The organism is Geomonas limicola (assembly GCF_014193675.1).
GTDB lineage: Bacteria > Desulfobacterota > Desulfuromonadia > Geobacterales > Geobacteraceae > Geomonas > Geomonas limicola.
Map to the genome: position 1 here is coordinate 291,810 of NZ_BLXZ01000002.1, position 13,143 is coordinate 304,952.

Sequence of the window (13,143 nt, forward strand, 5' to 3'; positions counted from 1 at the left end):
CACCGTCGAGGCTGTGATGCCGGCCGTACTGGTTCTCTCCAGCGGCGAGCGCCTGCTGCGCCTGGTTCGCCCCCTGGCGCAGCACAACCAACTGCGGCTCCATACTGCCGCGACCTTGGCCGAGGCACGCGAGGTAGTGGCGGATCAGCACCCGGAGTGGGTTGTAGCCGAAGTTACCAACCTGCCCGGCTACGGTGCTGCCGAGATCAGTGCCGCACTGTCCAGTCCGGCGAGTACCGTTGTCCTGTTTGTTTCAGGCCAGGAACTCGGCACGACGCCCCCCCCCCGCCACGGAGAGCTGCTGCTCGACCTCGCACGTTCCGATGCGGAACTGGTCAACGCCCTCACCTCGCTCATCTGTTCCGGATCGCCCCCCGAGCAACCGCAGACCACACCACCTCCCCCCTTGGCCCAGGCGCGGGCGCTCCTGTTCACGACCTCTGACCAGAAGGAGGAGCGCCCTCGACTCTGGGCGGCCCTTGCCATCGGAGGGGTCGTCGGGGTCGCCCTGCTGACGTGGACGCTCACGGGGAGGCGGGTACCTGAAGCCGTCCCACCTCGTCCCGTTCCCGTAGCGCAACCGGCTGCACCTCCCACTCCTTCTCCCGCGCCGACCCCGGCACCGCCTCCCGCACCACGACGCACACCGACTCCGGCACGGGCGCCGCGCCCAGCAGCATCCCACCCGCAGGTGAGCACTACCGAGCCGCGCGCCTCCTCAGCACCTGATGGTGCTGCTCCCCGGGTCATTGTCGTGAGGCCTCACGAAACGGTGCTGAGGATTCTCAAGCGGGATTTCGGGCTCGGCTACCACGAGGCCCTGGCGGTTTTGCCCGCGCTGCGGCGCCTCAACAAGGGGAAGGACCTGGACCGCCTGCAGCCCGGGCAGCGGCTGGAACTGCCGCTGGAACTGCCGCCGGGACTGCTTTCCGGAACAGCCCCCGAGGCACCTGCCCCGGCCGGCGGATCAGAATGACTTTGCTGCGGAAGATCCGGTGTGCTAGAGTGGTCCCCGAGAAACCAGAGATTGATCTAAGGGAGAAGAAGTAATGAGTAAAGAGCTGTACGTGGGACATCTGTCCTATGACGCGACAGAATGGGAGCTGGAGAGGCTGTTCTCCGTGTCGGGGCGGGTTACCTCGATTCACCTGATCACCGATCCGGTCACCGGCCAGTTTAAGGGGTGCGGCTACGTGAGGATGTCCACCGAGGCCGAGGCCAAAGACGCCATCCTCTCGTTGGACGGTGCGCGCTTTTTGGATAGTACCATCACCGTTTCCGAGGCTCGTCCCCAGAAGCAGGTGAACGCGGGTGGCTACAAAGGGAAATCACCCCGTCCGCCCCAGGCCGCCGGCGGCAGAGGCGGCGCGCCCAAGAGCAGTGCAGCGAAGCCCGGCGGTTTCAAGTCGGCCGGTGCCAAACCCGCAGTGAGCAAGCCGGCAGGTAGCAAGCCCGCAGGTGCCAAACCGGCAGGTGCCAAGCCCGCAGGAGCAAAGCCTGCAGGAAGTAAGACCGGCGGGTTCAAGACTCCCTCCACCACCGGCAATCCGCGCAGCGGGAAACGCTAAGAAGTCAAACTGCACACCGGCACATTTTGCCGTGTCGCAGCCAGCAGACCCCACACCCCTTCCCCTCTCCCAGAGGGCGAGGGGTTTTTTGTGCCCGTACCCCTCTTATCCTCCTAATGCCAGCTCTCCCTCGCCCCCCGGGAGAGGGCCGGGGTGAGGGGGCCGCCATCTCCGCCGCAGCCCCCCTCCACGCGTTGCCTGCACAATGCCGCGCCAGTCCCCAGTCCCCAGTCCCCAGTCCCTGCCTCACCCCCTCCTGCCTCACCCCCTCCTGCCTTTCCCCCTTCCCCCTTTCTAAGAACGCCGCTATACTACCCCTCATGATAACGCCCGAGATGATTGCCAATTTCCCCAAGACCCCCGGGGTCTACCTGATGCGCTCCGCGGACCAGACCGTGCTCTACGTCGGCAAGGCGCGCAACCTGAGGAGCCGCGTGCGCGCCTATGTGGGCCCCGACGACTCCCGGATCCACATCCGCTTCATGGTGCAGCAGGTGGTCTCGATCGAGTTCATCGTCACCGACACCGAGAAAGAGGCGCTGATCCTCGAGAACACGCTGATCAAGCAGCACCGCCCGAAGTACAACATCAACCTGCGTGACGACAAGACCTACTTCTCCCTGCGCATGGACATGAAGGAGTCCTTCCCCAAGCTCTCCATCGTGCGCAAGGTCCCCGCCGACGGCGCCCGCTACTTCGGCCCCTACGCCTCGGCAACCTCGGCGCGAGAAGTCCTGAAGCAGCTCTACAAGCTCTTCCCGCTTAGGCACTACCCGCTGGCGACCTGCATGGCCCGCAAACGCCCCTGCCTCTACTACCAGATCAAGCAGTGCTCCGCGCCGTGCTGCGGCAAGATCAGCGTCGAGGATTACGCGGCGCTCGCCGAAGGGGCGGCCCTCTTCCTGGAAGGGAAGAACAACGAGGTTGCCAGGATCTACAAGGCGCGCATGAACCAGGCCTCCGAGGAGATGCGCTACGAGGATGCGGCGCGCTACCGCGACCTCGTGAAGGCAATCGAGGTGACGGTCGAGCGTCAGAAGGTGGTGGCACGGGGCGCGGACAGCGACGTCTTCGGCATCCACCGGACCGGGGACGAACTGCAGGTCGTGCTCTTGCACATCCGCGGCGGCGCGCTCACCGGCAGCCGCAGCTTCTGCTTCGAGTGGGAACTGGAGACCGAGGAGGGACTCGCCTCCTTCCTCAACGAGTACTACGGGCAGGAGAATCCGATTCCGCCCCAGATCCTGCTCCCCCTCCCCATCCCCGAGCCGCAGGCCCTCGAAGAACTGCTCTCCGAGAAACTGGGCAAGAAGGTTGCCATTACCGCCCCGCAGCGCGGCGCCAAGCTCGAGATCGTCATGCTGGCCCAGAAAAACGCCCTGACCGCTGCACAGGAGCGGATCAAGAAGGCGGAGTCCGCCGAGGACCTCCTGGACGAACTCGCCGAGAGGTTGCACCTGGGGTGCCCGCCCAAGCGCATCGAGTGCTACGACATCTCCAACATCCAGGGGGAGATGGCGGTGGGGAGCCGGGTGGTCTTTGTGGATGGCAAGGCCGACAAGTCGCTGTACCGACGCTACCGGATCCGAGGCGTGTTGCAGTCCGACGACTTCGCCATGATGCGCGAGATGCTGTCGCGGCGCTTCAAGGCGGAAAGCACCGAGGACCGCCCCGACCTCATCGTGGTGGACGGCGGCATCGGCCAGTTGAACGTGTTGAGCGCGGTGCTGGAGGAGTTGGGGGTCGAGGGGGTCGAGGCGGCGGGTCTTGCCAAGAGCCGGGTGGAGCGGAGCATGGAGAGTGCTGAACTGCGGCGCAGCGACGAGCGCGTGTTCAGGCCCGGACGCAAAAACCCGATTGTCCTGAGGCAGAACTCCGCGCCGCTTCTGCTCTTGGCGCGCATCCGTGACGAGGCGCACCGTTTCGCGGTCACCTACCACAAGACCGTGCGCAGCAAGGTGTTCACCAGCTCCGAACTGGACCAGGCGCCCGGCATCGGGGCCAAGCGCAAGAAGGCGCTCTTAAGCCACTTCGGGAGCCTGAAGAAGGTGAAGGAAGCTTCGGTCGCTCAGCTTGCCGCCGTGCAGGGGATGACCGAGACGGCAGCACAGAAAGTCTGGGAGCATCTGCATCAAGCAAAGACCTGAACCCTGGCACGCGGAAGAGGCCGGAAACCAGACAAAAAAACCGGATAAACTACGGCACACAAAGCTCTAGGAAAGGAAAAGGCGATAAAACTCACCCGACATTCGGGTTGGTTTATCGCCTTATCTGCTTTTTTGCCTGGGTTTCCGGCAGTTTCCGCGTCCCGATTTGCTACTTCCCCTTCTTCAGGTCGAACAGGATCTGCTTGGCAATCGCCTTCAGGGTCTCGAAGACCCCCTCGCCGGTGGTGGCGCAGGCCTCGAAGTCGGGGACGTTGGTGGGGTTCAACTCGCGCCGCAACTCCTCGACGCTCACCACGTTGGGGAGGTCGCGCTTGTTGTACTGCACCACGTAGGGGATCTTGTCCAGATCGTACCCCTGCTCGGCCAGGTTGATGCGCAGGTTCTCGACGCTCTCGATGTTGGCGTCCATGCGCTCTTCCTGGGAATCGGCCACGAACACCACGCCGTCCACACCCTTCAGGATCAGCTTCCGGGAGGCATCGTAGAAGACCTGGCCCGGCACGGTGTAGAGATGGAAGCGGGTCTTGAAGCCGCGGATCTCGCCCAGGGCCAGCGGCAGGAAGTCGAAGAACAGGGTGCGCTCGGTTTCGGTCGCCAGGCTGATCATCTTCCCCTTCGCCTCGGGGGCAGTCTTCTGGTACACGAACTGCAGGTTGGTCGTCTTGCCGCACAGCCCCGGACCGTAGTAGACGATCTTGCAGTTGATCTCGCGGGAGGCGTAGTTGATGAAAGACATGCGACAGTACCTCTTAAAAGTTAGCTGAACAGGTTATCAATATCGTCGTCGGTGATCTCGGCAAACGGGAACTCGCTGTCGCCGCTCTTCTCCTTCTCCTCGCTCTTCTGCAGCAGCCTGCCGAAGATGGCGCTCAACTCCTCGGAGGCCTTCTTGACCCGCAGGCGCACCAGGCCCAACGAGGAACGGGTATCGAAGAGCACCACCAGGATCACCCTTCCGGCGACGATCGAGATGTGCAGATTGTCCTTCTCCCCCTCGTGGAACAGGATCGAGAACTCCTTCTCCCCGATCAACTTTGCCAGGCCGCCGGTCGCCGCGATGTTGCCAGCGGTGAGCGAGGCGAGCGAGGTGGTGTCGAAGCGCTCGGTTTCACCGCAACCGGTGATCAACTGACCGTTCTTGTCCACCAGGAAGATAACCTTCGCGTTTGCTTCCCTAAGGAGCTTCTCGATTACCGCATTTATCTGCTTGAATTCCTCGTCATACATAATCAACTGAGGATTCGACATGGATAACTCCTTAAGAGCGATGCTGAAATTTGACGCGAGCCCTATTCTATAACAGAACCACTACGGCTTTTCAACAACAGGTTTAAAGGGGCTGGTTAAGGTTCCGGCTGAGGTTGAGGAATCCCGAACCCTGCCCCAAGGGCGCCTGCCCCTGAAAACAAGATTGAGGTTAGGAAGCTGCTTCCTAACCTCAACCGGGACCTCAACCTGGTTTTCTAGACCCCCGCAATCCCCCGCGCCGCCTCGAGGAGCGCAGTCACCTTGGCCGGGTCGTTGGCCTCGGAGTAGAGCCTCAATACCGGTTCGGTGCCGGAGGGGCGGATTAGCAGCCAGGAACCGTCACCGAAGATGAACTTGAAACCGTCGCTGAAGTTGGTACTGGTGACCTGGTGGCCGGCGATGCTCTCGATGCCGCCGGCCGCCAGCGATTGCACCAGCTGCTGCTTGGCCTGGTTCTCGATAGGGAGGTCGATGCGCGAATAGTGGAAGTGGCCGATCTCGTCCATGGTCTCCTCCAACAGCGCCCGCAGCCCCTTGCCGCTCATCGCCATCGCCTCGAGGAGCAAAAGCCCCATGAGGATACCGTCGCGCTCCGGGATGTGCCCCTTCACCCCCAGGCCGCCGGACTCCTCGCCCCCCATCAGGATGTCGTGCTCGAGCATGAGCTCGCAGATGTGCTTGAAGCCGATCGGTGTCTCGAAGATCGGCAGGTCGAACTTGGTCGCCAGAAGGTCGATCATCCGGGTGGTGGAGACGGTCTTCACCACGCCGCCGCGCACCCCCTTGCGCTCATAGAGGTGCCTCAAGAGGACGGTGAAGATCCGGTGCGAGGAGAAGAACTCGCCGGTCTCGTCGACAGCGCCGATGCGGTCGGCGTCCCCGTCCAGCGCGAGCCCCACCTGGAACTTTCCGCCGGCCAGCAGGTCGCACAGCTCTCCCAGGTGCTCGGCGATCGGCTCGGGCGGGTGGCCGCCGAACGAAGGATTCTCGTGCCCGTGAATCTCGGCAATACCCGGAATCAGCAGGGGAAGAAACCCGCATCCCGCGCCGTACATGGGATCCACCACCGCCTTGATCCCCGCGTTACGGATCAGTTCCAGGTCGACGTAGCGGCCCAACTGGTCCAGGTAGGGCCTGGCCATGTCGAGGTACTGCACCATCCCGGACTGCACCCCTTCGGCGAGGCTGACCGCCTGCACCGGGCGCCCGGCGCCCTGGTTCTTGGCAACCAGCGCCTCCAGAGTCTTGGTGGTCACCGGGCGCGCCGAGCCGCCGAAGGACTCCTTCACCTTGAAGCCGTTGTAGCGCGGAGGATTGTGGCTTGCGGTGATCATGACACCCAGGCCCGCGCCACGCTCGAACACCGCCCAGGAAACGGCCGGGGTAGGTGCGTACCCATCGGAAAGCCAGACCCGGATGCCGTTGCCGGCGGCGATGCCGGCGACCTGCTCGGCAAACTCGCGGGAGAGGAAGCGACGGTCGTAGCCGATCACCAGCCCCAGATCGGCCAACTCTTCCTGGTGCATATAGTCCATGGTGGCCTGTGCCACCAACGAGAGGTTTTCAAAGGTAAAGGCATCGGCGATCACGCCGCGCCAGCCATCGGTACCGAATTGGATCTGCAACGCAAGCCTCCTGTGAGTTCGTTAATGGTGCGCCATTTTCCATGGCGTCGCTTGTTCTGTCAAATCTTTTGTTGGTCTCTCACTGTCCCGAGGGTTGACCGGGAATCTTACTTGGCATATACAATGAGAGTGTGCAAAACCACTTAGACAGGAGGATTTTAACATGCTGAAACGAGTTGTCTGCCTGCTGGTTCTGGGGCTCTGCCTGGCGGGAACTGCCTTTGCCGGTGAGAAGAATCCCGTACTGGTAATAGAGACCAGCCTGGGCAACATGAAGATCGAACTGTTCCAGAAGGAGGCCCCGATCTCGACGCAGAACTTCCTGGACTATGCAACGAGCGGTTTCTACAACGGCACGGTCTTCCACCGTGTCATCCCCGGCTTCATGATCCAGGGTGGCGGCCTGACGGCCAACATGATGCCCAAGGGCGCCAACAAGCCGCCGATCAAGAACGAGGCCGGTAACGGGCTGAAAAACGACCGGGGTACCCTTGCCATGGCACGCACCGGCGCTCCGGATTCCGCCACCTCGCAGTTCTTCATCAACGTGGTGAACAACAACGGCTTGAACCGCCCCAGCCCGGACGGCTTCGGCTACGCGGTCTTTGGCAAGGTGCTCGAGGGGATGGACGTGGCGGACAAGATCGTCAACACCCCGTCCGGCGTGAAGAACGGCTTCCCGAACGCGCCGCTCACCCCGGTAGTTATCAAGTCGGTCAAGCTGCTGAAGTAGCCGCTGTCAGGCCGGTACGGCAGGAAAACAGGGGGCGCTCCGCACGGGGCGCCTTTTTTATTACTGGGGCTTGCCGCGACGCTGCATCAGCAGCATCAGGTTCCCCAGGGTGAAGAAGAGCGCCCCCGCGAGTGCGGCCCAGGCGCCCGGTTCACGGTGCACCTCGATGAGCGCCACCGGCACCGGAACCAGTTCCACCTGCTTTAAGTAGATGCCGTACCCCTTGTGGAACAGGGGATGGTTCGGTTCCACGCCACTGGCGGCGCCGTTGCCGATGCGCATCCGGGCCTGGTAGGAGCTCAGCATCCCCATGGGACCGGCAACTCCGGAGATGTTCTCAACCAGGAGCCGCTCGCCGTCCGGAAAGCCGAGGGAGCCCCCTTCCGGGAGCTGGAACTGTTGCTTGAATCCACCGTAGGCCGAGAGGAGGTGCGCCAGGACGATGAACAGAAAGCCCAGGTGCATGAGCTGCGGGGCGAGGCTGCGCCCCTTGCGCAAGGCCTCGATGCTGCAGAGGATGGCGTTCAGGGTCAAGGGCGCCAGGAGCGCAAGGGCGATCCAGAGCCACCAGGAGAAGCCGACCGGGGCGCCCAGGAGCCAGGCGAAGAGCGGCATCTCGTTGAGCCCGCCCCCCTCGGCCGCCCCCTGCGAGAAAGAGCCCGCCGCAAGCGCAAGCATCACTCCGGTAATGAGCCAGAGTCCCAGGTTAAGGGAAATCAGCCGGAGATACAGTGTCTTTAGCACATACACCTCAAGTCAAAAGCGGGCACGCGGATGACGCGGAAACCACGGCAAAAAATCAGGATACGACATTAAACCCTGGATAGGGACGATTTGACTTCGTTGGTAAAAATCATCCTCTTGAATTCTGGTTTCTTGCCAAAGTTCAAGACGAAACCAAGCTCTTTTTCTGTCGCCTTCAGATAGTTGGTCAGCTGGGCAAGATGCTCGTTGCGAATACCCTCAGCTGCCTTGAGCTCCAGTATTATCGAATTTTCTACCAGTATGTCTGCTACGTAGTCGCCTACGATAATGCCCTCGTAGTACACAGGAATGCCGGTCTGCTGGTTCACTCGGAGCCCTTGCTTAGCCAGTTCATGACAGAGGGCATTCTCGTAGACTTTCTCCAGAAAACCGAATCCCAGGTTGTTGTACACACGGTAGAAGCACTTGAGGATTTGCTCGGTGACTTTTTCGTGTAGCATGGCAACCTCCCCCGACAGGAACGTTGCAACGATTCTACCCCGACTTTACCCGAAGATTTAGTCTTGGCCCGATCTGGCTTTTTTGCTTGGGTTTCCGTGTGATCCGCGTGCCCAGGTTCTAGCTAGAAACTATGCGAACTCCGCATGAAGATGCTTACCCCCAAATAGGTGAACAGCGTCACCACAAACCCGACGATCCCCAGCCAGGCGAAGCCCTTGTCCCAGCTGCTCCCCTTGGCCCGCAGGTGCAGAAAGAGCGAGTAGAAGAGCCAGAGGATCGAGGTCCAGAGTTCCTTGGGGGTCCAAAGCCAGTAGGTGCCCCAGGCGTAGTAGCCCCAGATGCCGCCGGAGACCATGGAGAGCGAGAAGAAACTGTACCCGGTGAGTGCGGCGCGGTACTGGAGGTCGAGCAGGCTGCGGCGCCCCTTCAGGAGGAAGGCTCCCCCCAAAAGCGCACCGACGCCGAAGAGTGCGTAGGCGAAAAAGGCGAGCGCCACGTGCAGCTCGAACCAGTAGGTGTCGAGCACCGGCGGCAAAGGCATGTTGAGGGTGGGAAAGGGGAGCGCCAATCCGGCGAAGAACGCGGCCAATGCGCCGCAGCTCCAGCGCAGGCCTTCCTCTTCGGCAAGTTCCCTGGTGAAGAGGAAGGGGAGAGCCATGAGCCCGATCGAGCAGGAAAAGAAGGCGAGGGTGTCCTGCGGCCCGATGAGAGGCAGGCGTCCCAGGCCGATGCCGCGGCTGGCCAGGTAGACCAGTTCAACCAGCACGGCAAGGGCGAAGATCGGTCGTTTGAAGGAACCGAACAGGTAGACCGGGATGGAGGCGATCAGGAGCCACTTCATGAACTGCCCTCAAAAACGAAAAGGCGGGCACACGGATATAACGGAAACCAGGGCAACGTACCAGGATAACAAACTGCTTTTTCTTTACGCCCTACCTGCCGTTCTGCCCGTGTTTCCGCCCTATTCCGTGTGCCGCTGTTGATGTCGCACTACTTGTAGCTCTTGCGCCGGAACAGGCCGGTTTTCAGCGAGCTGATCCGGTCCAGGAAGAGCAGGCCGTCCAGATGATCCATCTCGTGCTGGATGGCAACCGCCTCGAAGCCGCTGGCCAAGAACTCGCGCTGCGTCCCGTCGGGCTCGCTGAAGCGCACGGTGATCTCGGTGGCGCGTTCCACGTCGCCGGTGTAGTCCGGGACGCTCATGCACCCCTCGCGCATCACCGCGAGCCCGCTACGCTCCACGATCTCCGGGTTGATCATCAACAGGCGGCCGTGGTTGTTGTCCTTGCCGTGGCGGTTGTTGGAGACATCCACCACGCAGACCCGAAGGCAGACGCCGACCTGCGGCGCGGCAACGCCGACCGAGCCGGGCCCCGCCTCCATGGTGTCCACCAGGTCTTCCACCAGTTGCAGGATCTCGGCGTCGATCCGCTCCACGGTACGGCTCATCCGTTTCAGGATGGGATTGGGATAGAGAAGTATGCGTTGTACGGCCATAACTTAAAGCGAGACCGGTGTGATGAGGCGCACCGAGATCTCTACGCTCAGCTCCTTCTTCAGATTTTCCAGCAGCTGCGAGGCCTGCTCGACGCTCAGGTCCTGCGGCAGCGCCGCTTCCAGCATCAGCACGTAGACCGGCTCGGCGGGGCTGCCGATCAGCTTGGTGTTCAGGTCGGTGATGTTGACGCCGCGATCGGCAAGCTCGCGGGTGATGCGGTAGACGATGCCCGGCTTGTCGCTGCCGTACACCGAGACCAGGCAGAGCTCGCCGGTCGGTTCCTGGTAGCAGACCTCGTCGTCCTTCAGAGAGCGGACGAAGGCGGAGAGTCCCCCGCCGGCGGTCTTGGCCGCGAACTCCGCCTCCAGCTGCTTCTTGGAGAACGGCTTCTCGTGCGAGATGATGAGGATCATGGCGAACTCGCCCCCCAGCATGGTGCAGCTGGAATCCTCCACGTTGCAGCCGAGTTTGAAGAGCACCTCGGCGGTGTCGGCCACGATACCCGGGCGGTCCTTGCCAATGATGGTCACCGCGAAATGCGCAAGACCGGCTTTGCGACAAGCGTTCATGTTACCCCCTAAAAAAGAAAAACGTGTGGACGCGGATGACGCGGGAACCAGGGCAAAAAGACCGGATACGGCAAAAGCTTGTAGGGGTTACCCCCAGCCTGATTCCGGTCGTTTTGCCTGGGTTTCCGGCTTTTTCCGCGTGCCCGGTTTTGATCTAGATCTTGTTGATAAAGACTTCCCGCGGCTTGCTGGTGCCATCCGAGGGACCCACCACCCCTTCCTGCTCCATCTTCTCGATGATGCGGGCGGCGCGGTTGTAGCCGATTCTCAGCCGGCGCTGGATCATGGAAATCGAGGCCTGCTTGGTCTCGGCCACCAGGGCCAGCGCGTCGTCGTAGCGCTCGTCGACCTCTTCGTCGACCTCGCCCCCCTTCTCGTCGTTCGCCTTCATCTCCAGGATCGACTTCTCGTAGACCGGTTTCCCCTGCTTCTTCAGGAATTCGACCACGCGCCCCACCTCGGTATCCGAGACGAAGGCGCCGTGGGAGCGCAGCATCTTCGAGGTCCCCGGCGGCAGGAAGAGCATGTCGCCGGCACCCAACAGCGACTCGGCGCCGTTGCCGTCCAAAATGGTACGGGAGTCGATCTTCGAGGAGACCTGGAAGGAGATCCTGGCCGGGAAGTTCGCCTTGATGAGACCGGTGATGACGTCGACCGAGGGGCGCTGGGTGGCCAGGATCAGGTGGATCCCCGCGGCACGCGCCATCTGGGCCAGACGGGCGATCGATTCCTCGATCTCGCGACCGGCTACCATCATGAGGTCGGCCAGCTCGTCCACGATGACCACGATGTAGGGGAGATGGCCGTGCTCCAGTTCTTCTTCCTTGGCGAGGTAGGCCTGGATGGCCGCCTCGCGTGCCTCCATATCGTCCTCGGCCTCGCCGGCCTCCTCCACATCCTCGAGCTCGACGATCTCCTCGACCACCGCGACGCCGCGCGCCTTGTTCTCGGCAGCTTCCTTCTCGCGGCGCTCCAGCTCACGGTTGTAGGAGTCGATGTTCCTGACCCCCAGGTCGCTCATCATCCGGTAGCGGCGCCCCATCTCCTCGACGGCCCACTTAAGCGCAAGCGACGCCTTCTTGGGATCGGTCACCACGGGGAGCAGGAGGTGCGGGATCCCCTCGTACACCGAAAGCTCCAGCATCTTCGGGTCCACCATGATGATGCGCACGTCGGTGGGGGTCGAGGTGTACAAGAGCGACAGGATCATGGTGTTGATGGCGACCGACTTGCCCGAACCGGTGGCGCCGGCGACCAGGAGGTGCGGCATGCGCGCCAGGTCGGTGACCAGCGGGTTCCCGGCGATGTCCTTGCCAAGCGCCATGGGGAGCTTCATCTTCCCCTTGTGGAACTCCTCGGAGTTGAAGATCTCCTTCAGGGAGACCATCTCGCGCTCGCGGTTGGGAAGCTCGATACCCACCACCCCCTTGCCGGGGATCGGCGCCACGATGCGGATCGAGTGGGCCTGCAGCGCCATGGAGAGGTCGTCGGAGAGGTTCGCGATGCGGCTTACCTTGATGCCGGGGCCCGGCGAGAACTCGTACATGGTGATGACCGGCCCGGGGCAGATCTCCACCACCTCACCCTCGACCCCGAAGTCCTTGAGCTTCTTCTCCATGAGCCGCGCGTTCATGGTCAGGACCTCGCGGTCCTGCTTCTTGGCCTGCTCGGGAACCGGGTCCAGGAGTGACAAGGGAGGAGTGCGGTAGTTGCCGTCGGCCTTCAGGAACTCGAAGGCCTCCTGTACCGGAGCCGCCTTCTTCTCGTCCTTCTTCTTCTCTTTCTTGGCGACCGGTGCGGCCACCGGCGGCGGCACCGCGGCCGGGCGGATGATCGGGGGGGCCGAAGCCGGCTTCGGTTTCTCGACCGTGGGGTCCTTCTTCTCCAAAAGCTCGCGGTTCAATTCACGACGCTGCAGGTAGAGGCTCACCCGCTCCTTCACCGTGGTGATCCACCAGTTGGCGAACAGGATGAAGGAGAACCGGGAGAGCAGCATGGCGCTTGCCGCCAGCATGGGGAGCAGGATGAGCAGCGCGCCCACCTTGCCGAAGGCCCGCTGGAGCAACTCGGCGCTCTGGCGGCCCACAAAGCCGCCAGTCGGCACCTTCTGGCTCGCCAACTCGGTGAACTCGATGTTGAAGGCGAAAAGGCCGGCGAGGGACAGGAGCAGGAGTCCGAAACCTACCAGCTTGTAGGGGCGCCAGCGTACCGCGTCCTGGCTGATGGCCCGGTAGGCGAGGTAGATCAGGGTAGACGGCACCAGGTACGAGGCGAGGCCGAAGAGCTGCAGGAAGAAGTCGGCCAGCTGCGCCCCGAAGCGCCCCCCCAGGTTGTGGGTAGCCGCGGCAGTCGAGAAGCTGTTGAAGGAGAGGTCCTCGCCGTTGTACGAGATGAGGGCGACCGCGAGGAAGATGCCGGCAGCAGCCAGCGCCATCCCCTTCATCTCCTTGGTTACCTTCTCTTTTTTTTCTAGTTTCTCGTCTGTCATGGGTTCACGCTGTTGATCCGACCGGTCTGTCGGATCGGAC

The 13,143-nt window shown here is 62.4% G+C and carries 13 protein-coding genes; 4 read left to right on the forward strand and 9 right to left on the reverse strand.

The window, feature by feature from the left end; genetic code table 11:
• Positions 1 to 16: 16 nt before the first annotated feature.
• The 3 genes from H7688_RS05140 (at position 17) to uvrC (ending at position 3,715) form a co-directional block, all read left to right on the forward strand.
• Complete coding sequence (locus tag H7688_RS05140) at positions 17 to 976, forward strand: hypothetical protein (protein ID WP_183359982.1); 960 nt, start codon at positions 17 to 19, stop codon at positions 974 to 976.
• Positions 977 to 1,049: 73 nt separating this feature from the next.
• Complete coding sequence (locus H7688_RS22780; protein WP_183359983.1) at positions 1,050 to 1,568, forward strand: RNA recognition motif domain-containing protein; 519 nt, start codon at positions 1,050 to 1,052, stop codon at positions 1,566 to 1,568.
• 320 nt (positions 1,569 to 1,888) lie between these two features.
• The gene (gene uvrC, locus H7688_RS05150; RefSeq protein ID WP_183359984.1) at positions 1,889 to 3,715 is read left to right on the forward strand and encodes an excinuclease ABC subunit UvrC; all 1,827 of its coding nucleotides are present in this window, start codon (positions 1,889 to 1,891) and stop codon (positions 3,713 to 3,715) included.
• A gap of 169 nt (positions 3,716 to 3,884) precedes the next feature.
• Here the strand turns inward: uvrC and H7688_RS05155 are convergent, their stop codons facing one another.
• The 3 genes from H7688_RS05155 to H7688_RS05165 form a co-directional block, all read right to left on the reverse strand.
• Complete coding sequence (locus H7688_RS05155) at positions 3,885 to 4,472, reverse strand: GTP-binding protein (RefSeq protein WP_183359985.1); 588 nt, start codon at positions 4,470 to 4,472, stop codon at positions 3,885 to 3,887.
• 20 nt (positions 4,473 to 4,492) lie between these two features.
• Entirely contained in the window at positions 4,493 to 4,984 is a 492-nt protein-coding gene (locus tag H7688_RS05160; RefSeq protein WP_183359986.1) for a roadblock/LC7 domain-containing protein, read from the reverse strand.
• A 215-nt stretch (positions 4,985 to 5,199) separates the two neighbouring features.
• The gene (locus H7688_RS05165) at positions 5,200 to 6,609 is read right to left on the reverse strand and encodes a phosphoglucomutase/phosphomannomutase family protein (protein ID WP_183359987.1); all 1,410 of its coding nucleotides are present in this window, start codon (positions 6,607 to 6,609) and stop codon (positions 5,200 to 5,202) included.
• Between the two features lie 163 nt (positions 6,610 to 6,772).
• Here H7688_RS05165 and H7688_RS05170 point away from each other — a divergent pair, with 163 nt between their 5' ends.
• Positions 6,773 to 7,342 (forward strand): peptidylprolyl isomerase, encoded by a 570-nt coding sequence (locus tag H7688_RS05170; RefSeq protein WP_183359988.1) that lies wholly within the window; start codon positions 6,773 to 6,775, stop codon positions 7,340 to 7,342.
• A 60-nt stretch (positions 7,343 to 7,402) separates the two neighbouring features.
• Here H7688_RS05170 and H7688_RS05175 read toward each other — a convergent pair whose 3' ends face one another.
• The 6 genes from H7688_RS05175 to H7688_RS05200 all read right to left on the reverse strand — a co-directional run bounded on the left by H7688_RS05175 (position 7,403) and on the right by H7688_RS05200 (position 13,103).
• Positions 7,403 to 8,086: a cytochrome C biogenesis protein ResB gene (locus H7688_RS05175; RefSeq protein WP_183359989.1), complete on the reverse strand. Its 684-nt coding sequence runs from the start codon at positions 8,084 to 8,086 to the stop codon at positions 7,403 to 7,405.
• Positions 8,087 to 8,154: 68 nt separating this feature from the next.
• Positions 8,155 to 8,547, reverse strand: coding sequence for a GxxExxY protein (locus H7688_RS05180; RefSeq protein WP_183359990.1), 393 nt, complete (start codon positions 8,545 to 8,547; stop codon positions 8,155 to 8,157).
• Positions 8,548 to 8,669: 122 nt separating this feature from the next.
• Entirely contained in the window at positions 8,670 to 9,389 is a 720-nt protein-coding gene (locus tag H7688_RS05185) for a cytochrome c biogenesis protein (RefSeq protein WP_183359991.1), read from the reverse strand.
• Between the two features lie 149 nt (positions 9,390 to 9,538).
• Positions 9,539 to 10,045, reverse strand: coding sequence for a peptide deformylase (def, locus tag H7688_RS05190; protein WP_183359992.1), 507 nt, complete (start codon positions 10,043 to 10,045; stop codon positions 9,539 to 9,541).
• A 3-nt stretch (positions 10,046 to 10,048) separates the two neighbouring features.
• Complete coding sequence (locus tag H7688_RS05195) at positions 10,049 to 10,615, reverse strand: glycine cleavage system transcriptional repressor (RefSeq protein WP_183359993.1); 567 nt, start codon at positions 10,613 to 10,615, stop codon at positions 10,049 to 10,051.
• A gap of 154 nt (positions 10,616 to 10,769) precedes the next feature.
• Complete coding sequence (locus H7688_RS05200) at positions 10,770 to 13,103, reverse strand: DNA translocase FtsK (RefSeq protein ID WP_183359994.1); 2,334 nt, start codon at positions 13,101 to 13,103, stop codon at positions 10,770 to 10,772.
• Positions 13,104 to 13,143 lie beyond the last annotated feature (40 nt).